This is a genomic window from Lacticaseibacillus sp. 866-1, assembly GCF_016861825.1.
Taxonomy (GTDB): Bacteria; Bacillota; Bacilli; order Lactobacillales; family Lactobacillaceae; genus Lacticaseibacillus.
The window spans coordinates 20,726-42,131 of the sequence record NZ_BOLU01000007.1 but is presented as its reverse complement, the minus strand read 5'-3'; the positions used below and the strand labels follow the sequence as shown (position 1 = coordinate 42,131).

Genomic DNA, 21,406 nt, shown 5'->3' with positions numbered 1-21,406 from the left:
CCCAAAGTGACGACGAACGGTTTAGGCATTCGCCAGGACTTTTTTGACGATTTCGTACAGCTTGGCGACGTCTTCCGGCCGCGTATCGCCGGTCGCTTTGTCGATGATCGAGCTGTAAACATGCGGAATGATGCGGCGCACGCCAGCGGCCACGGCAATCTGCAGAATCTCCTCGAAGTTGTCGAGCGAGATGCCACCGGTCGGTTCCAGGTCAAAATCATTATCAGCGCAGGCCTCAGCGACGGCGCGGAACTCGGCCTCGTGGGCCAAGCCCTTCATTGGAAAATACTTGATTGAAGTGCCACCCATGTCCTTCAGCAACGCGATGGCAGTTGCCACTGGGACTTCGGCGGCCGCCTGCTGACTGCTCAGCGGGCCGGTAGCGATGTTGACGGTGCCCACGTGACCCGTCGGGGAGACCAGGCCATTGATCACAGTGTCGCCTTGTCCGAGCGCGGTGCGACTGGCCCCCACGCCGGTGAACACCTGGTTGACATGCTGCGGCTGAATCGCCGCGGCCACCCGGGTCACCATGCTGCTTTGATTCGGGTCGCCAGCGCCGAGGCCAACGGAGACGGCGTTATCGATCGCCTGCTGGTACAGCTTCATGTCGGCGATCGCGGCCTCGTCCGTTGGGTAATTTTTAGTCAACACGCCCAGCACGACGTGACCCTCAGCGGCCTTGTAGCAGGCCTCAGCATTTTCCACCGAGTTAGCCAGTACGTTCAGCGCCACCCGGTCCTGATAGTAATTTGGTTTCAATCCAGCCATTAGTTTTCCTCCATGATTTGGCGTAGCCGCGCAACAATCTGCGCCATCTCGCCTTCGTCGACTGCACGGATGTCGAATTCAATGATGCCTTCGTTGGCCCGGTACTCCCGCGTGTAGATCGCGGGGTTGCCACTCTTTAAAGCCGCCGTCACCGCCTTGGCGTCCAGCGGCGCATCAGCGGCCACCTTCACGCTCGCGCGATATATCTCGCGGCCCGCACCATCCTGGGCCTGAGTCGCGGTCAGCCCGGGCACCTCGTTCAGCGCCGTTAAAAATGGCGCCAGGCGGGCCTTCATGTGTTCACCGTCCTCGGGGCCGTCCTGCAGGTACTGCTCGATTGCGGCGGTCAGCCCCAGGATGTTGTCCTTGCCAATTTTCATTGCCCGGCCGATGCCATGCGTCTGCATTTCGATCCAGTCGATGTACGGCTGCTTGCCAAACACCAGCCCAGAAGCCGGTCCTTCAATCGCCTTGGCACCAGAGAACACGACGATATCGACACCGAGCTGCACGTACTTGCGCAGGTCCTCTTCCGCCGCGGCATCAAGGATCAGCGGCAGCCCGTGCTTATGCGCTACGGTCAGCGCGTCTTCAATCGACAGCATGCTTTTCTGCACGGTGTGGTGGCTCTTCACATACAACACGGCGACGGTTTGGTCAGTGATCATCATGTCAACATGATCCGGCGTGCACATATTGGCGTACCCGGCCTCAACAACTTGCCCGCCGCCAAGCTCGATCATGACCTCTTCAGGCGCGCCATAATCGACGTTGTGGCCCTTGGGCATCACGATTTCCCGCTTATTGAACCGCGGGGCGTTCGGGTGGTAAACATGATATTCGCTGCCCTGCCCGATCACGGCCGCGGTCGCCAGCGCCAGCCCGGCAGACGCCGAGTTGATCACCAGCGCGCCTTCCGCTCCCAGGAGTTTGGCGATGTGCTGGCCAGTTTTTTCGGTGAGAGCCGCCATTTCAAAAAAGTTCTGGCCGCCGACCTTCTGCGCCGCCAGCACCGTATTCGAAACTTTTGACACGCCCAGGATCGTCATCTTGCCGCTGGCGTTGATCACGTGCTTGAGTGAGTACCGCTGGTATACATCATCAGTCATGGTTGGCCTCCAATTCGTAGACGCTGCCGCCAACGATTGCATGCGTCGGCACGATCAGCGTGTCGCCGATGCGGTCGTTGTGGTTGGAATCCGTCAGCGTCGTTGTGCCCTTTTTCACTTCAAAAACCGTCACGTCGGCGTCGTAGCCGGGCGCCAAGTGGCCCTTGCTGCGCAGGTTGAAGTTAGCGGCCGGGGCGCTGGTGACCATCGGCACGACCTCGTTCAGTGAATACCCGAGCAGCAGCATTTTCTCCATTGTCGTCGCCATGTCGACCACCGGCCCGTTGGTGCGGTTCGTGTGGTAAATGTCAGTGCTCAAGGAGAACGGGTGCATGCCGGCTGCCTTGGCGACTTCCATGGTGTGGAAGTTGAAGCTGTCCGTGCCGTGGCCGACGTCAAAAATCACGCCACGGTTGTATGCCTGCCAGACAAAATTCTCGATGTTGCCCTGCGCATCCAGCATGCCATTTGGCTTGCCGTTATACGCGTGTGTCAGAATGTCGCCAGGTTCCATGAGCGCCAAGACATCGCTCAATTCCGGCGGATTCGCGCCGACGTGCGTCATCAGCGGCAGGCCGCCCAGTTCCTTCTGGATCCGCTTGCCGGCGATCAGCGGCTTGACGTCGTTGTCGATGACCACCGAGTGGCTCTCGCGCACCTTCATGCCCACGATAAAATCCGAGTACTTGGCCACGGCGTCAAACACCAGCTGGTCCTGGATCGTACTCATGTCGCCGAGCTCGTCCTGCGCCAAGATGCCGGTCTTGGAGACATTGATCATCGCGTACACGTTGGTTTTCTTAGTCTGCGCGATCGCCCGAAAGTCGCCGATGTTGTCGGCGCCGGTCGAGCCCGCGTCGATCACCGTGGTAACGCCGGTTTTGTACCCATCCTCGTCTGGATCGTCGTAGTACAGCGTCAGCTTGGGATAGCAGTGCGTGTGATCGTCGATCCAGCCGGCGGACACATAGTCGCCGTGCACATCAAGCGTGCGTGCCGCTTGAATGCCGTCCAGGTGGGCGCCAACCCCAGTGATCTTGCCGCCGTTGATTGCCAGCTCAATCGGCTCGCCGGCCGCCGTGCGCCCATTTTTGATGTAAAGCTCTGTCATGCCTCATGCCCCTCTTCAAATTGAAATTTGGTCCATGGCTTGATGAAATCCAGCAGCATCAGCTCCGCCGGGGCAATCGCGCCCACCTTGTTCTTGCGCGGATCGCGGTGCGGCGTCAGGACGACCTGCAGCTCATTTTTGTACTTGCCAAAGTCGTCGTTGCCGACCACCACATCCCCGCGTTGGAACTCACCGGTGTTGTCGTGGGCCGGGTTGGCCCGGTCCGCGTACTGCTTGCGCACCTCGGTGGAGCGGATCATGCGGTCCGTGATATCACCGCGGCGAAAATGCTGATTGGCCAGCACGATTTCACGCTCCACGGCGCTGGCACTTGGCAGCATCGTGAGCTGAAAATGTGTCTGGTACCGGTCCAGCTGGCCCAGTGCGGTCAGCTCTTCCTGGCTGGCATACGCATTACCGATGATCACATCATCGATCAGGCCGGTGGCAAACAGGTGCTTAGCCTGCACCACCAGTGGCAGGTGGCGGTGTGCTTCCAGCGTCGGCAGGCCGTCGTTGACACTCCAGGGGCCCAGTGTGCCGCTTTGAGAAGTGATGAACGCCGCCGTGCGCACGCCTTGACGCTTGAAGCGGCTGGTCGCGCTGGCGAAAAAGTCATACGGCAGCCCAGTGCCCTCCTGTGGGTAAAAATTGTGGCAGCCGTACAAAAACGGCACGTTCGCCTGGTAGCTCAAGATGTTATCAAGGTAGGCGACATCGTTGCTCATGTTGAGCTCGATGGCCAGGTGCTGCGGATTGTAGGTCAGCATGGCTTCCTTTTTGCCGTCAAAGCCCTGGTCCAGCCGAATGCCATCCGCGCCCAGCAAGGCGAAGTAGCTCAGGTCATCGTAGGAAATGCCCAACGCTTCGAAAATATTCGGCGCCACATCAAGAATGACTTCAAACCCCAGCTGCTTGGCCTCACCGATCAGCGCCTGATACTTGTGCGTCACCTGGTCCTTGCCCTCGCTGACCTCCAACATACTCATGAAGATCCGCGAGAACCCGGCCTTCGCGGCGCGCTGCAGATAGTCCTGATTAGCGGCAAAGTCGCTGTGATCTGGGTAAAGTGAAATACCGATTCTGCGTGGATTCAAACCTTCTGCCCCTTTTCCATTTTTTCAAACACGTCGCGATACTTGCCGGCGATGACCGAAGCGCCGAACACCGTGACCATGACCGGCAGCTCCCATCCCAGGTGGGCCAGCGTGCTGACAACGATGCTCAAGGCAATCAGGCCCATCTGCTGCAACGTCGTCCCGCTCGCGTTTTGCCGCCGAAGGAAGGCCGGAAACCATTTTTTCGTGACGATGATTTGGCAAACGATAAAGTACAGTCCGAACAACACCATGTAACTCATGAACATGCCTCCTTTGACTCACGCGCAGCGCGGCGACTAATCAGTGACCTTGGTTTTCGCGTCTGCGGCTTCTTTTTCCAGTTGCTGCTTTTCAAAAACCTTGAAGAACGGGTAGTAAACAATCAGGTAAATGAAGAAGTTGATCACTGATAGAACCAGTGCGGTCCAGCTCCAGTTCGTACTCATCATCGCGGCGATCGGCGCCGGAATGGTGAACGGCAGACGCGCCATCATCATTGGCACGATATGCGTCACCGTCGCGACATACGCCAATGTGCCCGTGATCAGCGGCGCAACGATGAACGGAATCCCCAAAAGCGGGTTCAGCACGATTGGCGCACCGAAAATAATTGGCTCGTTAATGTTGAACAGCCCCGGCAGGAACGACAGCTTTCCGAGGTCCTTCAGGTACTTGCTCTTGGAGAACATGAACAGCACCACCAGCGCCAATGTACCGCCTGAACCACCGATCCACACGAACCACTGCAGGAACTGCTCGGTGAAAATCGTTGGCAGATGCGTTGCCGCGGCGCCGGCGTGGAACTGGGACATATTCTCCGCGATACTCATTTCCCAGAACGGCCGGATGACCGGATCCATGATGGCCGCCCCGTGGATCCCGAGGACCCAAAAGCCGCAAATCAGGAAAATCGTGGTCAACCCGCCGAGCAGACTGTTTCCAGCCAGGAAGCCTTTGAGCGGCATGAGGATCATGGACAAGAAGGTGGAGATGTTAAACCCCAGCAAATCACGCACCACCCAGAAGAAAATCAGGATGATCGCGGCGGGGATCAGCGCGACGAAGGAATTAGAGACTTCCGGCGGCACCCCATCCGGCATTTTGATTGTGATGTTGCGCTCTTTTAACCAGCGGAAGATCTCGACCGAAACCAGCGCAGTGACGATCGCCGCGAACAGTGATGATGCGCTGAGGTTGGCGATGTTGAGATACCGCCCAGCGTCAATCACACCTTTAACGTTCTCATTGACCTTGGTGGGCTGCACCGTCGCCACCAGAAACGCCATGGTCGCGAGAATCCCACTCGTGAGCTGGTCCATTTTATAACTAGAAGCTAAGGCCGACGCGATGCCGAATGTGGCATACAATGACAAGATCCCGACGGTGAACCGAAATGGAATATCGAGCATCGCAGAATACGGAGCGAGAAAGTTCGCGACCGCCGTAATCGGCATGTTTTCCAGAATCGTGAAGAAAGAACCGACAATCGTCAGCGGCAAGGTCGCGATGATTCCTTTGCGGATCGCGGTCATGTGCCGTTGCTGACCGAATTTATTGGCTACCGGCAGCACTTTGGCATCCAAGAAGTTTACGAAGCTATCCATGTTTTTCATCCCTTTCTGGAAACACCATAACATTATAATCTTTGGCTGTAAACGCTTTTCCGGTTAAAAAAGGGCACTCTCATCAATCTCATTGCATCGTCTCAGTCACCGTTAATCCAGCGTTCCTCGCCAATGGACCACAGCTAAATTTACCGGATAAACAAAAACTGACCAAAGGCTTGCGCCCGGTCAGCCGGCATAAATTATAATGTTTTTAGACCTCGTACTCGATCGTGTAAGGGTGGACCGCCGTGTTATAAATCGCCAGCGAATCCTCAACCAGCTCACCGACCTCGTTGTATCCGAGCCGCACCCGCTTCATGGCAGTGGGCTCTTCAAGCTTCAGGATGTCGCAGACGGTCGCCGCGGGCTTGGTCAGCGTAAAGGAGTCCTCAAACCGCGAGACCGTCACGCCCGCCAGCTTTAGCACCTGGTACATCGAGTGCTGTTCGAGAAATTGCGCCGAAATTTTGGCCATGGGCACCCGGAGAAAATGAGTGAAGTAGATAAACGGTTGATCGTTCAACAGATAAACGCGGTCGACCCGGGTGATCTCCTCGTTGGCATCAGCAAACGTTGTCGGCACTTTGGTGAAGCTGCTTGAGGTGACACTCAGCACCTTCTTAGTCAGCTTCTTCCCTTCGCTATCTAGGATCGTTGAAAACGACTCGGCCTTGGAAAGTCGGTTGAAGGGCCGATTGCTAATCACAAACGTGCCCCTGCCGCTTTGCTTATTCAGATACCCTTCCTTGACCAGGATATCGACCGCATTTCGCACTGTGATCTTGCTGACCCCGTACTGCTCACCCAGCTCGTTTTCCGTAGGGATCATGGCGTGCAGCGGATAGGTATCATCAAAGATTTTGCGTTTTATATCATCCGCAATGTCACGGTACAAAATACCGGTTTTTTTCATAATTAAAATTCCTCGTCTTATTTATTGCTTTCACTATACCACAGGCAGTCCACATCATAGTCTTAAACATTATAATCTTTTACATGGAACTTGCCAATTCTAGTTAACATGCCAAATATATTTCTACCACGACCGTCTGGATTACGGTATATTGGCCTTGGCAAAACGTCACCATTTGCGACACTACCCGACTCAAAACATGTTGATAGGCCCCGCGCGAATCTGTTGTCAGGTAATTCTCACAGTATGAAAGGACTTGAACCGATGAGCATTCTAGTTGGCTTGATCAGCCTCCTGTGTGTGATTGCAATTTTCTATGGCATCATCATGGGCATCCGCCTGCGCCACCAGAAAAAGGCGAAGAAGCTGTTCGGCATCGCGACCGCTGGACTCGTGTTACTTTTATTCTCCGGTGCCGCTAGCCTGTACGGTATCAGAAGCGTCCACTCTGCCGACGTTGCGAGAATCGCCAATAAAGCCAAAATCGCGAAGAAGAAAAAACTGGCAAAGAAAGCGGCAGCGGTAAGTAGAAAGAAAGCCGCCGCCTCCAGCCTTAAAGCTGCGGAGGCGGCGTCAGCGTCGAGTCAAAAAGCTGTCGAAGCCGCCGCCAAAAAAGCCGCTGCGGATAAAGCCAAGGCTGAGGCTGCGGCCCAGGTCTCCTCGCCAGTCCAAGCTGCCGCCACTGCGAAAGCTCAGACGGCAAGCGCGTCAACTACTCGGACCACCGGATCCACAGGTAACGTGGGCAACGCGAATCATGGCTCACCCAGACAACCAACAACAACCGATCAGACCTCTGGTTCGCAGACGCAGGCCGCAGAGAATACCCATCCCCACTCATCGCCGACTGGTACTCATAGCATCACTACGGGTACCTATACCGATGAAAATGGGACCCATTACTATCGATCAGACGCCGACATAGAAAGTGACGGAAAGGGTGGTTTTGGCTCCGGTTATGGGACTGGCAGAGTTATATTTAGCGGCAACTAGCCTTTCTAAATCGGGAGCGCTGCAAAGAGCTCGTTGCAGTGATTATTCGCCAGTCAAAAAAACGGATGCCAAGTCGCCTTGGTGTCCGCTTCTTTGATTAACTTTAGACTTGATTTACTTCGCTCCGATCAGCTGCTCCTTAGCGTGTACCAGCTGAGTCAGCAGCGTGCAATACGGGGTGGCGATTCCGTACTTCTTACCCTTGCGCGCAACGGCGCCGTCGATGAAGTCTACTTCGGTGACGCGGTGGTGCTGCACGAGGTCCTGATGCATGGATGGATAGTGATCCGCGATGTCGGCGGTGAAGGTCGCCGCGACGTGGTTATATACCTCGGCCTGATCCAAGTCGACGCCTTCTTGCTTGGCGACTGCGGCGAACTCACCAATGATGGTGTGCAGCAGGTCAGGTGCTTCGCGGGTCTTGCCGAACTCACCGATATTGCAATCCAGCAGCGCACACAAGACGTTCAGCGTGCCGTTAACGCAGGCCTTGCGCCAGATGGAGTACTTCACATTGTCGCTGTACTTCGGGTTCAACCCGGCGCCTTTGAACACGTCGACAACCTGCAGCGCAAAGTCCTTGCCGGCAGGCTCGAAGTTCTGAAGTTCAACTTCGCCATCGCCGACCAGTACCACGTGGCCTGGACCAGTCATGCCGGCGGTCCACATGGTGATACCGAGAATCAGGTGATCTTTGGCGACAAACTTTTCCAGGACGTCTTCGTGACCAATGCCATTCAACAGGCACAGCACGTAAGTATCAGGATGAATCAGTGCCTTGACCTGCTCAAACATGCTTTCCAGCTGATTGGATTTCAGAAATACAACGATCAAATCCGCAGTAATGCCGCTTTGATCGATCTCAGACGGCGAATAAACTGGCATTTTAGCCGTTACCGGCTTGCCGTTGAACTCGGCCTGGATCCCGTCCTTGCGAATCGCATCGACATTTGCCTGCCAGCCGTCTACTAGCGTTACATCATTGCCGGCATTGTGCAACATAATGGCGAAGCGGCTGCCCATGCCACCGACGCCTAATACTGTAATTTTCAAAACTGCCATCTTCTTTCATTCTCAATTCTACGCCGATCAGAGACTCGCTTCAAAAGCGCCAGCCCCTGCCAGCAAAAAGAAGTACCCGAAAACACAGGTACTCCTCTTTGAAAAACTAGTCTGCAACCAGCTCAACTTCCACCAGCGCATTCGCCGGCAGAGCCGTCACCGCAAAAGTAGAGCGGGCGGGTTTACTGCTGGCATACTGCGCATAGATATCATTGAACGTTGTAAAGGTGCTCATGTCTGTCAGTAGGCAGGTTGTTTTGACCACATCATCAAATGACTTGCCGGCTGCCTTTAAAATGGCCGCCAGGTTGATCATGACTTGCTTTGCCTGCGCCGCGACATCATCCCCTGCCATTTTGCCGGTAGCCGGGTCCAACCCGATTTGGCCGGACACGTACAACGTGCCGTCGACCAGCTTAGCTTGTGAGTAAGGGCCGATTGGTTCCGGCGCCTGATCTGTGTAAATCGTCTTCACTGCCATGTCTTATTCCTCCTTCAACGCGTGAACCGCCTTGGCGAGCCGATTCAGCCCGTCCTCGATCTTGCTCTTTGGCGCGCCCAGATTGAACCGCAGGTAGTTGTGCCCACCATTGCCGTAGACACTACCGTCCATGATCGCAACTTTTTGCTGCGTGACCATCTCGTGCTGCAGCGTTGTCATGTCCAGTCCAAGCGGCGCGATATTGATCCAGCCAAGGTACGTGGCCGCCGGAATCTGGTAATCCAGGTTGAGTTCATCAGCCAAAAATTGCTTGGTATAAGCGAAATTCTGATCGATGTACGCACTGAGCTGGTCCAGCCAGTCCTCCTGATTGTTGTAGCATTCGATGGTTGCGAGCATCCCCAAGTACGGGACCGACGACAGCGCATTTTTCTGCTTCAAGCTGAACAGGAACTGCTCACGGTCAAGTGCGTCGGGCAGCAACGCGTATGAGCAGCCCAATGCGGGAATGTTGAACGCCTTGCTGGCGGAAGTCAGAACGGCTTTCGGGACACTCAACTCGTGGAAGTACTTCGCTAACGTGTTGACCTGGGTCCCCTTGCGCACCACGTCCATGTGGATCTCATCGCTGATGATCGCCACGTGGTAGGCGTCGCACAGCGCGACAATGCGCTGCATATCCTCATCAGACCAGGCCACCCCCAGTGGGTTGTGCGGGTTGCATAGCAAGAAGATCGCTGGGTGCTCTCGAGCAAACAACTGCTCAACCGTCTGCCAGTCCACTCCCGCATCGATATTGTATTGCACAAGGACCCGGTTATTGGCCGTCACCGTGTTGATAAACGCGTCATAGCAAGGACTGAAGGTCAGGACCTTTTGCCCTGGTTGACTGAATTGTTCCAGCAACTTGGCGAGACTGAAAATGACACTCGGACTGTACACGATACTAGCTGGGTCAATCACTGTGTCATAGCGCCGCTTGAACCAATTCGTGATGGCACCCTTGAACTCCGGATTGTTCCAGCGCGTGTAGCCGAACAGGCCGCGGCTTGCCGCCTTGGTCAGTACATCGCTGACGCCTTGTGGGGCCTTGAAGTCCATATCGGAAATCGTGAAAGGCAGCAGATTCGCTTCACCGAACCGATCCTTCACGTAATCCCACTGAGTCGAATAAGTCCCGTAACGATCGACCACTGTGTCGAAGTCGACTTTTCCCATTATTCTCCGCCTCCGTTAAAGCTCGATCATGTGCTCCGGTGAGTGTGTCATCAGTTCTGGCTCACCGTCATCATTGATCCAGACATCATCTTCGATCCGGCAGCCGCCGTGATCTTCAAGATAAATCCCAGGTTCAACCGTGTACGTCATGTGCTTCTGCAGTTTCTCAGTACTGTCACGGTTAAGCAGCGGATACTCGTGAACTGTCAGGCCCAACCCATGGCCGGTACCGTAAAGGAACTTATCGCCGAGCCCTTCTTTAGTGATATAGTCGCGCGCTGCCTTATCCAGGTCCTTGAGCGGCACACCCACGTGACTCGCGCGAATCGCGGTAAGTTGTGCTTCTTGTGTGACATCATAAATGTGCTTGAGTTCATCGTCGACATGACCCAACACAATGGTCCGGGTAATGTCTGAGAAGTAACGGTCCTTTTCAAACCCGAAATCGAGAATGATCATCTCATTATTCTCAATCACCTTGTTTGAGGCATGCCCATGTGGGAGCGCAGAGCGCTTGCCAGAAGCCACGATGGTCTCGAAAGCCCGGGCATCGGCACCATGATCCAACCCCCAGCTATCAATTTCATTAGCCACTTGCTTTTCGGTCATGCCCGGCTTGATATAGGTCAAAATGTGCTTGAATGCAGCATCTGCAATTGCCCCGGCGGCTTGAATCTTCGCCTTTTCGTCGGCACTCTTGATCATGCGCTGACTTTCGATCCAATCTTGAGTCGGCACCAGCTCAGCACCGTTTTCACCCGAGGTCAAAGCCAGATACTCAGTCACGTTCATTTCATCCGTTTCAATCCCTACCCGGTGGTAGCCATGGTCCGCCAGTAGCTGACGAATCGTACTTTCCATGCGCATCTGATTGTCGACGACTTCGAAGTCAGGTGATTGCGTCTTAAGCTGTTCAAAGTACCGGCCATCTGCGATTACATACTGCGCATCGGGAGCGATGAATACCTGGCCATAAGTCCCCGTAAAACCGGACAAGTAATAACGATTCGGCTTACTGTTAATCAGAAAACCATCAAGATTATGCTCTTTCATCTTGTTACGTAATGCTGTCAAACGTGCTGTTTGCACAATAACGCCTCCTGTTATTATTTCGCTGGTTTCGCAACAACCATCGTGCCCAGGGCCCAGTCGTGTAAGGCCAGATGTTTCTTATTCCAAAAAACTAACACCATGGAGATAATCGTAATCACCGTCCAGACTGCCGTGAAATAACCATCGACGTAAAACTTGGTTGCCAGGGTGATAAACACCTTGACGTAGGTCGACGTCGCCGTGGCCAAGCCCTCGATGCAGACAAGGAAAACAAATTGCCGCAGGATCAATAACCCCAAAGTCAACGGCTTACCATCACGCCGAACGATCTGAACATGATTTAGGTGCTTGCCCACAGTCTGCCAGGGATAGATACGCCAAGGCACGATAACGTAGTAGAAAAAGCCGAAGAGTAGGCAAAGCGCTGTTGTCGCAAGTGTCGCGCCATCGCTGATGCCAGCAGCGTGAAACATATACATACTGGTCATCGGTTTACTTTTACCGCTCAAAACTGCGTAGATAAGCACCGCTGGCAAGCCACTGACAATCCCACCAAGCACCCAATCTAAGACCCCGGACAAGACACGCGCATTCCCGTGGTCAGGAGCTAACACCGGTTCTGGGACCTGATTCGGCCCTGCGTTTGGCCGGTCTTTTCTTTTTCTCTTCGCCATCGTGATCTCTCCTTTAACAAATAAATCAGGCAGGTTGCCCTTGCCTGATCTATGTCAATCCGTGTTAGAAATCAAGGTGCAGGTCATCAAGCAAGGATTCATCTTCATCAGAGATAACATCCTTCTTCTCTGCCCGATGCTTCTCGTTCTCCAACTCTTCTCGCTCTGCCATTTTGCAGAATGGGTACCAAATTAGGATCGAGAACAGCATCTGTGCACCATTGACGATCAAGCCCCGCCAGTCGAATGTGGCTAGATAGCCTTCTAGGAAGACCCCCACATACGGCGGCGTGAAGACCGACATTTTCAGCCAGCCAAAGTGCATTGCCCAAGCCCCAAAGGAAGCAGTGATTGGGCCGATGATCGCGAACGGAATGAAGAACATTGGGTTCAGGACAACCGGTGCCCCGAAGAGAATTGGCTCGTTGATCCCAAACAGTGCTGGAATCAAGGCAATCCGACCAATCTTCTTCTGTGCCACAGCCTTAGAGAACATGAACCAGAATACCAACCCGAAGGTGATCCCAGTCCCGGTGAAGTTACCAAATGCAGAGTCTTCGCCTGGGGTGAAGAAGTGAGTCAGGGCCAGGCCGTTCTTCGCGTTAGCAATATTCTCGGCCAGGAACTGCGTGGAAATTGGCGCAGTGATTGGCGAGAGAACAGCTGGGTGAATCCCGAAGAAGAACAGCAGCGCCTGCAGGAACTTCAGGAAGGTGTAGGCGAATGGGTTGTCCATTGAACCAACCAGCGGTGCCAGGATGTTGGTGAAGATCATCGGTGGCAGTGTGTGCAGCCAGTTGACGCAGATGACCCGAATGATAACGAAGGCACCAACCGTAATGACAGAAATCGGAATCATTTCAAATGACTTAGAAACAAAATCTGGAACGGTGTCTGGCATCTTGATGGTAAAGTTACGCTTTTTGCACCAGCCAAAGATTTCAATGGCGAGGATACTGCCAAACATGGAAACGAACAGGCCTTTTGTGCCAAAGTAGGTCACATCAACGGCACCCTCTTTGGTGAAGTCAACGGCCAAAATCAGGAAGCTCATGACGGCCATTGAAATACAGCCAGGCACATCGAGCTTTTTTGAAACCGCCAAGTGATAAGCAATAATCGCCGACACGTACAAGGCCATCATGCCCATCCCAACCGTCGAAGGAATCGTGATCACCGAACCATACTTGATGATCCACTCCGAAAGGAAGTTATTCTTACCGATCATGTTAGGAATCGCATCAGGAATCAACGCGAAACTACCAATAATCAGCAGCGGCGTCATCGCGACCATGGCCTTCTTGATTGCACTCAGATAGATATTGCGATCCATCCAATTGGCAACGGGGGTAAAGTACTTGTTCATGAAGGCTTCGAATTTATCGAACATCAATTACTCCCCCCTTCTTGTTCCTTCTGGTTCTTAAGTTCTTGTTTGCGCTGTGCGATCAAAGCCTCCTTTACTACTGTGGCTCCGTCCATTGCGCCATATGTCTCTTTAGGAATAACGACATACGGGATATTACGTGGCTTGGTGACAGACTCAACAAAATCCTTCTTGTAGGAAATTTGTGGGGCGAGCAAGACAACGTCTGTCCCTTCGATTTCTGCGGGCAGTTGTTCTGCAGGGATCGCCTTAAGTTCAAAGGTACTTTCGTCAAGCGCTTTGCTATCCTTGATGACTTTCTTCATGCTGTCCATCATCATGGTCGTTGACAAACCGGCAACGCAGGCTAAAACGATCTTCATTTCGATTGCTCCTCTCTATCTCTTTCTTGGAAAATCTTGATTAGTTCTTCAATCAAATCCCGCGACAGTTGAGCTGTCATGTAATGATCCTGAGCGTGCACCATCAGCAGCGTGATCTTGTTTGCATCACTCCCTTCACTGAGTTCTTTTTGAATCATCTTCGTCTGAATGTTGTGTGCTTCAACATCCAAGTCATCGGCTTCTTTTAACAGCTTGTGGGCCTCATCGTAATTGTGGCTGCGCACCTGCTGCAGTGCCTCAAATGCTTTAGATCGGCTTTCGCCTGACGACGAGATCAGGCCCATAATGTCTTTTTCTGATTCATCCATCTTCATTACCCCTTATCAAAAATTGTAGATTTCAGTTACCGCTGCTCGATCGACCTTATGCGCCAACTCCTGAACCAGCTTGCTCATGGTCTCTAAGTCCCTCTTGGACGCCAGGGAATATGGATTGTGGCAGTACCGCAGCGGCAGACCCAGAACGGCGGAAGCGGTCCCATTATTTTCCAAGTGAGCAGTGCCGGCATCAGTCCCGCCGCCTTTGAACATGTCCTTCTGATAAGGAAGCCCCGCGTTATCAGCCACTTGCCGAAGAAGCCGAATCAGCTTAGGGTTTGGCACCATCGTCTTGTCGTAAAATTCAAACATTGGCCCCTGACCGATCTTACGAGTGTTCATGAAACCACGGTCCAACTCTGGGTTCTTGGCGACATCGATGGCAAAGAACAGGTCCGGATCAACGATGTGCGAGGTGAGGCGCCCGCCGCGGGTGCCAACCTCTTCGCTGCCCGTGAAAGCTGCAACCACATTGACGGGCAAGTCCTCGTCCTTGAGAGCCTGCATGGCCCGAATCAGTGAGAAGCAGCCAGAGCGATCATCCATCGCCTTGCCAGCTACCACGCCTTCAGGAGTCAGCTCGCGATAGTCCGACGCGAAGACCACCATATCTCCAACGTCGAGGCCAGAGGCGAGAAATTCTTCCTTGGAGTTAAAACCGAAATCTACATAAGTTTGGGTAATGTTACCAGCAGCGTCTTGAGTCGAGTTGAGAACGCCTTCGATTTTCTTACCGCTGGCTGTGGTTGCCCGCACGATCTCACTGTGCTTGGCGCGATCTTCCACGCCGCCCAGCGCCTGCAGGTACGCCATGCCGATATCGGAGATGTAGCGGATCATGAAGCCAACCTCATCCATATGGGCGGCAAACATCAATGTCGGCGCATCTTTTTCCTTGCTCGGCTTGGTCACCATCAAACTGCCGATTCCATCGAATGTAAATGTATCTCGATAATCGGCCAGTTCTTCCTTGATAATTGCCCGCACGGCTTGCTCGTTAGAGGCAACCCCGTCGGCATTCGAGAGCTTTTCCAACAATTTAAAATCCATGATTAATCTTCCAGTCCCTTCAGAGTGGCGACCAACGTGGAAAGCGTTGGGTCGTTGTAGACTTGACTAATTCTTGGTTCGCTTTGCATCAGTTGAAAGATGCTATTCGAGATGCTGCTGTAATACTGAAAATCTTGTTTAGCTAGACAGACCATAAAGACTAAGCGAACAATCTTGCCCTGCTCCCTCACCTCTGGCTTAACGATGCTCACAGCAATCGCACTCGCCTTGCCTTTCATCTCAATCGGGTGCGGCATGGCGATACCATTGTTATAAACAGTGCTCATGTACGCTTCTCGCTTGAGCACATTCTGCTCGAAGTCTGAATCGCCAAAACCAGTTGCGCTCATTTCACGTGCCATAGCCTGAATTAACTTCTGGTAGCTATCGATTGACTGCACGTGAAACAGCTGGGGTTTGATCAAATCGAGATAATCATTGGCCACATCGATTCGCGTCGGCTCACCGCTCGGCACTCGATCGATGAATAGGGCGCGTTTGATGTTATCAATATCACGATTTGTCAGCAGTTCTTTGATGTATAGCGTTGGCACTTTCGGTTCGCGCTTTAACGGTACAACGGAAAATATCAGGTCAGGCTTGAACGCTTCTAGGTCTGCCTCTTCCCAGAAAGAGAATGACTTAACCGTAGACTGTGGAAAAATGCCGACGATTTGTGTTCTGATCAGATTAGAGACCCCACCACCAGTCGTGCAAATCACCGCCACTCGACGATACTGGCGGGCTTGACGATTTTGCTCAGTTGCCAGGTGATTCAGAAAGTGGATTGCAATGAAGCCCAGCTCATCGTTTGAGACCTGCACCTGGAATTGACTTTCCAGAAACTGTGAAAACTTAAGCACCAGGTCAAAAACCATTGGGTAGCGAATGCACAGTTCAAGAAGCAGCGGGTTTTTGTAGGTGATTTTCTTATCAAGACGTTCCAGCAGGAAGGTCAGATGCGTGGTCAACCCTTCAATGAACGCATCATCCTGTGCGTACCGAGTATGATTCTTTGCGTCGGCGGCGGTGAAGAAAGTCCTTAAGCTATCTTTGATGAAAGTCTGATTGACTCCGGTGCGCGGCTCCTCTTGCCGCTGTAGTGACTGCTCGACCAACGACTGAAACTCATCCACAACGTCTTCGTCAATGTCGATTTGGAAATGCCCAATCACCTCCTTAAGGACCTGATTCATGCAACTATTAATTGCGTCATGTTGCTCAACCGCCACGCTTTTCCGTTGCATGCTAGGATGCAATGTCGCGTATACAACTAACACCCTGAGCCAATCCATCAGTACTTGGAATTCGTAGTAGCCAATACGCAGTTGGTTCTCGCGGATGCAATCCTCAGCAATCCGCTCGTATTCGTCAAACGTCCCGACCCTCTCATCCACTATTGTCACGATGTAGTTGTCACCTTTGAGGTAAAGCTCCAACATAAGCTGACGGATGGCCCGGCTGGTGCCGACGAGACGGATCCCATAATGGCTTTTGCGCTCTAGGCGAAGTCCGAACGATTCAACAAAGTTATCAACGGTGTTCAGTTTGGTGTAAAGAAGCGTGCCGCTTATTCCCATCTCCTCGGCTAAATCACCCACCGCAGTATACGGCTGGTCACTAGTCAGTACGTGCCCGAGAATGTCGACGACCAACTCTTCTTCATTGAGTACCGCATCGTCAGAGGACAATGCCTTCAAAAATGCGTTCAAGAGGTCTTTGTCCATCACCTCCAGTGCATACCCCTTGCCATAGGCGTTGCGTAATTGATAACCCTGGTCATGACCCGCTCTTTTGATGAAGGCCAGCTCATTTTGGACCGTACGCTTTGATACCTTAAGATCATCCATAAAATAATTGAGGGACAGGTACGTATCTGCTTGAGCTAATGCTTTTAGAATTAGATATGTCCGCATCTGCTGTCGACTCCTTTATTTATTTCTATGGTAAACAACAATTACTAATATTAACAGAAAACTCTTTGCATTAAAAAGTGCAGCGTATACAATGAATCACACAGTTGGTTTATAGAAGACTTATCAGCTGATTGACTTATACTAATTATCGACTGAGATTGCTAATAATAACATTACATGTTAGTCTTTGATACGTTTAACTTGCGCCCCCTCAAAAGATTTCCCTGTAACCATACAAAAATCACCCGAACGAGCGCGCAAATTGCGTGGCCGTTCGGGTGATTAGGTAACGATTCGTATGAACTAACTAGTTCTGATTCTCTTTCAAAATGGCTTCCGTCTTCTTCTGCAAGGCATCAAACGCATCCTTGCCGGAAGTCCCCTTGGAGATGGTGCTGTCGACGGTATCCATCAGGTCGTTACGGTAGTCACCGTAGCCGGCGAAGACGGTCGAAGCAAAGGCGGTGTCGGAGGCATCGACGGCCGCCTTAAAGGTCGGATTGGCCTTCAGGTAGTCCTGGTAGGTCGCGGACTGTGTGGCGCTCTTGGTGATCGGCACGTAGCCGGACTTCTTAGCCCAGTATGCCGCGTTCTGCTTTTTCAGCAGAAACTTCTGGAAGGCCCAGGCGCCTTGCTGCTGGGCCTTGCTTGCACCCTTGAACAGCACGTTGTCGTTCCCGTTGAGTGGCTCGGCGACAGAATCGTTGGCGAAGCTCGGCACGGTCGCGGTGCCCCACTGCATGCCCTTCGGCGCCTGCACGGAGCCGATGGAGCTGGAGCTGCCGATGCCGAACACGGCCTTTTGCTGGCTGAAGGCAACGGTGAAGTAGTAATCAGTGCCCGCCGTCTTGACGTACCCGGCCTTGCGCAGGCTGAGGATCTTGTCGACCGCGGCCAGTGTGGTCGGCGCGTTCAGGTTGGCCTTGCCGTCCGCCGTGATCAGCTTGTGGCCGGCCTGCATCGCCATGCCTTCAAGCTGCACGTCGTAAGACTGGTCCATCGCCAGCGTGGCGAGGCCCTCTTTCTTGAGGGCCGGACCCATTTTTTCAATGTCATCCCAGGTCTTCGGCATGGCCAGGTTGTACTTCTTCATCAGGGTCTCGTTGTAAAACAGGACCTGCGTGGATTCGGAGTACGGCAGGCCGTAATACTTGCCCTTATACTCGCCGGCCTTCAGGAAGCTCGGGTAAATGTCGCTGAGCTGCGCTGCGGACAGCTTGTTGCTGCCGTGAAGCATCTGCGAATCCCACGGGATCAGGAAGTCGTTCTTGACGTAATCGCCAATGTTGGTGGTCGGCGCCTGCGCCATGACTGGCAGGGTCTTGCTCTTGGCCGCCGCCATCAGCTTTTGCTGCAGGGCGTCATAGCTGCCCTGGCTGGTCGCAACGACCTTGTACTTGCTTTGACTCTTGTTAAAAGCATCAATGGTCTTCTGCTGGGCCTTGTTCCAGGCCCCGGTCATGCGGTGCCAATACGTGATCTTCACCGGCTCCGACTTGGACTGACTGCCGCTGTTGCCGCAGCCCACCAAGCCAACTGTCAAAAGTGCGCCAAATGCTAACGCGAGCACACGGCTCATGCGTTTAGTCATGTTAAACTCCTCCAAATATGAAATAATATGGTGTCTTGTCATTAGACATTATGCAGACTTTTGCCCGAAATTGAAAGGGATATGCTCTCATTCGTGAAATTTTTTCCAAACATTGACCCTTTTGCGCTCGGGTCTGAGCTGAAAACTGGTCAGGAACAGTCAGGTTAATTACTGAAAGCGTCACCATTTCGGGTCACTCGCCGCGACCACGTATGGGCACGCTGTAAAAATAACATATTGGCTGCCAGCACGCAGGTCAGTTTTCGATAATGCCGGCGCGAGATAATGGGCGTATGCTAGCGGAAAAAGGAGGCGCCACATGCCAGAAACTTACGGCTACATCAAAGCAGTTCGCGCGAAGGTCGGCCACATGCCGCTGATCCTCAACTGCGCAGCCGGCATCCTGCTGAATGAGCAACGCGAGGTCCTGCTCAACCACCGCACCGACAATGGGACCTGGAGCCTGCCGGGTGGCTACATGGAATACGGCGAGACGTACGCGCAAACGCTGATCCGCGAATACAAGGAAGACAGCGGCCTGGACGTCGCCATCGTGCGCCAGCTTCACTGCTTCGACCAGGGCGAAACGATTTATTCCAACGGCGATGTTTGCCAAACCATCGCCATGCTGTACGAGGTCAGGCAGATTGGCGGCAGCTTTGAAGAGGCCGACCCGAACGAAACCACGGAAATGAAGTATTGGCCGCTGGACGGCCTGCCGCCGCTGCTCAACCAGCAAAACGCGGACATGATCGCTTACGCCGCCAAGCACTGCTAAGCGTACACGCAAACGCACCGCCCGAATTTTTACGAGCGGTGCGTTTGTGTTTCACTGCGCCATGTTGCGCCGTGAATTAGGCTAAATAAGACTGGTTGGTCATCGTGACCAGATTTTGCAAAAGAAAACCGTCAATCATTCTTTCGCATTCCGTCTGATCCCTCAGCTGCATTTGAGTTGCCGCATCAATCATTGGCTGCTCGTTTGCTTCCGCCATGTCTTTCGCTCCCTTTCTCAGGGTCTACTGGCCGTTTTTTAGGTAGTCCAAACATCTCGGTACAATCCCACCATACCACATCACCCGGGAAATGATCGCCCCGCGGCACAGTTTTACATCAGCTGCCCGATGCCGTAGTGGATGATCATCGTGATGATACCGACGACCACGTTGCGGATCATCGCGTTTTTGACCAGGCCGTTGCCGAGCTTCGCGGACAGGTAGCCGGTCAGAGACACGGACAGGATAACGGCGAGAATGGTCGCCGGCCACTGCCAGGCCACCGGCGCGACCGTCATGGCGAACAGCGGAAAAATGCCGCCAGACGCCGCGGAGACCAGGGACGCAAACGCGGCGTACCACGGGTTCATGTAGTGGTTCTTTTTCAGGCCGTACTTCACGCGGATCACTGTGCCCAGCGCATCTTCGTGCAGCAGCTGGTCGGCGATTTGCCCCGCCGTTTCGGCTGTGACCCCGCGCGCGACGTAGTAGTCCGTGACCGCCTGTTTCTCGCCGGCCGGGTCGGTTTCAAGCAGCCGCGACTCCTCAGCCACGACCGCCTTTTCGGTGTCCTTTTGCGACGATACCGACGCGTACTCACCAGATGCCATGGAAAAGGCGCAGGCCAACAGGTCCGACAGCCCCGCGATGAAAATCGTGAACTGGTTGGTGGTCGCCGCCGCCACGGAGAACAGCACACCGACGACCGTCAAGATGCCGTCATTAGCGCCCAGGACCCCGGCGCGCAGCGTGTTCGCACGCTCCGCCATGGTCTGTTTTTCTTTGGTTTTTGGCGTATGCATTGTCTTCATCATGATTGACCGCTTCCTTTAGTGGGCAAACAATGTGCCGATCCAGTAGGTCACGGCCATCGTCAAGATCCCTGACACCACGTTGCGCAGCGCCGCCTTCCAGCGGTTCGCGTTGCCCAGCGCCGCGGCGATGTAGCCGGTGATGGTCAACGCGATCACGACCGCAACGACCGTCGCCCAAAGCTTGATGGCCGCCGGAAACAAGGTGATCGCCACCAGCGGCAGGATCGAGCCCGTCGGGAAGGCAATCATGGAGGACACCGCAGCCGCAACCGCGCTGGTCGTCTCGCCGGAGTCGAACCCGAACCGTTCGCGCACGGCCACGTTCAAGGGGTCGCGGCTCAGCATCTCGCCGGTGGCCTTTTTTGCCAGGTCGCCGGAGATGCCTGTCTTCATATATTTGTGCTGGATGAAATCAAACTCACCCTGATAGTCGTCGTCAAGTGCCCGGCTTTCTTCAGTGATCGCGCGCTTTTGCCCGTCGCGCTCGGCGTTCACGGAGACGTACTCGCCCATCGCCATGGACACGGTGCCGGCAAGCATGCCGGACAGGCCGGAAATCAGGATCGCGTAATTGTTGGCGGTCGCGCCGGCCACGCCGATAACGATCCCAGCCACCGACACGATGCCGTCGTTGGCGCCCATGACACTGGCGCGCAGCACGTTGACCTTTTCTGATAGCTTCATGGTTCCACCCCACAATTTATAACCATTCTAATATGTACATAAGCAAGTCTAAATCTCACCTTCCCCATTGTAAAGCATTAAGCTGGTTTTGTTTGGGTATCCTAAATAAACTGGTTGGCGGGTTCTCGTTGATTTACGATAATTCTTCCATATATGCCCATGCACGGGCAACCATCTCGGTATTTTCAAGCTTTTCATTCACCGAATATTCTCTC

Annotated in this window: 23 protein-coding genes; 2 read left to right on the top strand and 21 right to left on the bottom strand. The window is 53.6% G+C overall.

The features are described from left to right. Nucleotides 1–21: 21 nt before the first annotated feature. The 7 genes from JUE30_RS03570 to JUE30_RS03540 form a co-directional block, all read right to left on the bottom strand. On the bottom strand, nucleotides 22–771 hold the full coding sequence (locus JUE30_RS03570; protein WP_203623651.1) for a KDGP aldolase family protein: 750 nt from the start codon (nucleotides 769–771) through the stop codon (nucleotides 22–24). Beyond that, the gene (locus tag JUE30_RS03565) at nucleotides 771–1,880 is read right to left on the bottom strand and encodes a DgaE family pyridoxal phosphate-dependent ammonia lyase (RefSeq protein ID WP_203623650.1); all 1,110 of its coding nucleotides are present in this window, start codon (nucleotides 1,878–1,880) and stop codon (nucleotides 771–773) included. Before JUE30_RS03565 ends, JUE30_RS03570 begins: the two co-directional genes overlap by 1 nt. Beyond that, nucleotides 1,873–2,991, bottom strand: a complete 1,119-nt coding sequence (locus JUE30_RS03560; protein WP_203623649.1) for an amidohydrolase/deacetylase family metallohydrolase — start codon at nucleotides 2,989–2,991, stop codon at nucleotides 1,873–1,875. Before JUE30_RS03560 ends, JUE30_RS03565 begins: the two co-directional genes overlap by 8 nt. Further along, nucleotides 2,988–4,088, bottom strand: coding sequence for a DUF871 domain-containing protein (locus tag JUE30_RS03555; RefSeq protein ID WP_203623648.1), 1,101 nt, complete (start codon nucleotides 4,086–4,088; stop codon nucleotides 2,988–2,990). The genes JUE30_RS03560 and JUE30_RS03555 overlap by 4 nt, the downstream gene beginning before the upstream one ends. Further along, nucleotides 4,085–4,351, bottom strand: coding sequence for a hypothetical protein (locus JUE30_RS03550; protein ID WP_203623647.1), 267 nt, complete (start codon nucleotides 4,349–4,351; stop codon nucleotides 4,085–4,087). Before JUE30_RS03550 ends, JUE30_RS03555 begins: the two co-directional genes overlap by 4 nt. Nucleotides 4,352–4,387: 36 nt before the next feature. After that, nucleotides 4,388–5,695: a PTS sugar transporter subunit IIC gene (locus JUE30_RS03545; RefSeq protein ID WP_203623646.1), complete on the bottom strand. Its 1,308-nt coding sequence runs from the start codon at nucleotides 5,693–5,695 to the stop codon at nucleotides 4,388–4,390. Between the two features lie 214 nt (nucleotides 5,696–5,909). Then, complete coding sequence (locus JUE30_RS03540; protein ID WP_203623645.1) at nucleotides 5,910–6,611, bottom strand: GntR family transcriptional regulator; 702 nt, start codon at nucleotides 6,609–6,611, stop codon at nucleotides 5,910–5,912. Nucleotides 6,612–6,857: 246 nt separating this feature from the next. On the opposite strand from JUE30_RS03540, the gene JUE30_RS03535 reads away from it, so the two are divergent. Continuing rightward, nucleotides 6,858–7,604, top strand: a complete 747-nt coding sequence (locus JUE30_RS03535) for a hypothetical protein (RefSeq protein WP_203623644.1) — start codon at nucleotides 6,858–6,860, stop codon at nucleotides 7,602–7,604. Nucleotides 7,605–7,718: 114 nt separating this feature from the next. Here JUE30_RS03535 and JUE30_RS03530 read toward each other — a convergent pair whose 3' ends face one another. From JUE30_RS03530 to JUE30_RS03480, 11 genes are all read right to left on the bottom strand, one after another. Beyond that, on the bottom strand, nucleotides 7,719–8,657 hold the full coding sequence (locus JUE30_RS03530; RefSeq protein ID WP_203623677.1) for a 2-dehydropantoate 2-reductase: 939 nt from the start codon (nucleotides 8,655–8,657) through the stop codon (nucleotides 7,719–7,721). Nucleotides 8,658–8,772: 115 nt separating this feature from the next. Continuing rightward, on the bottom strand, nucleotides 8,773–9,147 hold the full coding sequence (locus JUE30_RS03525) for a Rid family detoxifying hydrolase (RefSeq protein ID WP_203623643.1): 375 nt from the start codon (nucleotides 9,145–9,147) through the stop codon (nucleotides 8,773–8,775). 3 nt (nucleotides 9,148–9,150) lie between these two features. Beyond that, entirely contained in the window at nucleotides 9,151–10,326 is a 1,176-nt protein-coding gene (locus tag JUE30_RS03520) for a MalY/PatB family protein (protein ID WP_203623642.1), read from the bottom strand. Nucleotides 10,327–10,341: 15 nt separating this feature from the next. After that, nucleotides 10,342–11,415 (bottom strand): Xaa-Pro peptidase family protein, encoded by a 1,074-nt coding sequence (locus tag JUE30_RS03515; protein ID WP_203623641.1) that lies wholly within the window; start codon nucleotides 11,413–11,415, stop codon nucleotides 10,342–10,344. A 17-nt stretch (nucleotides 11,416–11,432) separates the two neighbouring features. After that, entirely contained in the window at nucleotides 11,433–12,053 is a 621-nt protein-coding gene (locus JUE30_RS03510; protein ID WP_203623640.1) for an RDD family protein, read from the bottom strand. A gap of 64 nt (nucleotides 12,054–12,117) precedes the next feature. Further along, nucleotides 12,118–13,443: a PTS sugar transporter subunit IIC gene (locus JUE30_RS03505; protein ID WP_203623639.1), complete on the bottom strand. Its 1,326-nt coding sequence runs from the start codon at nucleotides 13,441–13,443 to the stop codon at nucleotides 12,118–12,120. Continuing rightward, complete coding sequence (locus JUE30_RS03500; protein WP_203623638.1) at nucleotides 13,443–13,802, bottom strand: PTS sugar transporter subunit IIB; 360 nt, start codon at nucleotides 13,800–13,802, stop codon at nucleotides 13,443–13,445. Before JUE30_RS03500 ends, JUE30_RS03505 begins: the two co-directional genes overlap by 1 nt. After that, nucleotides 13,799–14,131 (bottom strand): PTS lactose/cellobiose transporter subunit IIA, encoded by a 333-nt coding sequence (locus JUE30_RS03495; RefSeq protein WP_203623637.1) that lies wholly within the window; start codon nucleotides 14,129–14,131, stop codon nucleotides 13,799–13,801. Before JUE30_RS03495 ends, JUE30_RS03500 begins: the two co-directional genes overlap by 4 nt. Nucleotides 14,132–14,146: 15 nt before the next feature. After that, nucleotides 14,147–15,190: an aminopeptidase gene (gene ypdE, locus JUE30_RS03490; protein WP_203623636.1), complete on the bottom strand. Its 1,044-nt coding sequence runs from the start codon at nucleotides 15,188–15,190 to the stop codon at nucleotides 14,147–14,149. A gap of 2 nt (nucleotides 15,191–15,192) precedes the next feature. Further along, complete coding sequence (locus JUE30_RS03485) at nucleotides 15,193–17,106, bottom strand: transcription antiterminator (RefSeq protein ID WP_203623635.1); 1,914 nt, start codon at nucleotides 17,104–17,106, stop codon at nucleotides 15,193–15,195. 307 nt (nucleotides 17,107–17,413) lie between these two features. Next, a complete protein-coding gene (locus tag JUE30_RS03480) occupies nucleotides 17,414–18,697 on the bottom strand; it encodes an ABC transporter substrate-binding protein (protein ID WP_203623634.1) in 1,284 nt (427 codons plus the stop codon). 319 nt (nucleotides 18,698–19,016) lie between these two features. Between JUE30_RS03480 and JUE30_RS03475 the strand changes: the two genes are divergently transcribed. Beyond that, nucleotides 19,017–19,475 (top strand): NUDIX hydrolase, encoded by a 459-nt coding sequence (locus JUE30_RS03475; protein WP_203623633.1) that lies wholly within the window; start codon nucleotides 19,017–19,019, stop codon nucleotides 19,473–19,475. A 76-nt stretch (nucleotides 19,476–19,551) separates the two neighbouring features. Here JUE30_RS03475 and JUE30_RS03470 read toward each other — a convergent pair whose 3' ends face one another. The 3 genes from JUE30_RS03470 to JUE30_RS03460 form a co-directional block, all read right to left on the bottom strand. Beyond that, on the bottom strand, nucleotides 19,552–19,692 hold the full coding sequence (locus JUE30_RS03470; protein ID WP_156314368.1) for a hypothetical protein: 141 nt from the start codon (nucleotides 19,690–19,692) through the stop codon (nucleotides 19,552–19,554). A gap of 113 nt (nucleotides 19,693–19,805) precedes the next feature. Continuing rightward, nucleotides 19,806–20,504 (bottom strand): VIT family protein, encoded by a 699-nt coding sequence (locus tag JUE30_RS03465; RefSeq protein ID WP_203623676.1) that lies wholly within the window; start codon nucleotides 20,502–20,504, stop codon nucleotides 19,806–19,808. A gap of 18 nt (nucleotides 20,505–20,522) precedes the next feature. Further along, complete coding sequence (locus JUE30_RS03460) at nucleotides 20,523–21,191, bottom strand: VIT family protein (RefSeq protein WP_203623632.1); 669 nt, start codon at nucleotides 21,189–21,191, stop codon at nucleotides 20,523–20,525. Nucleotides 21,192–21,406: the final 215 nt, after the last annotated feature.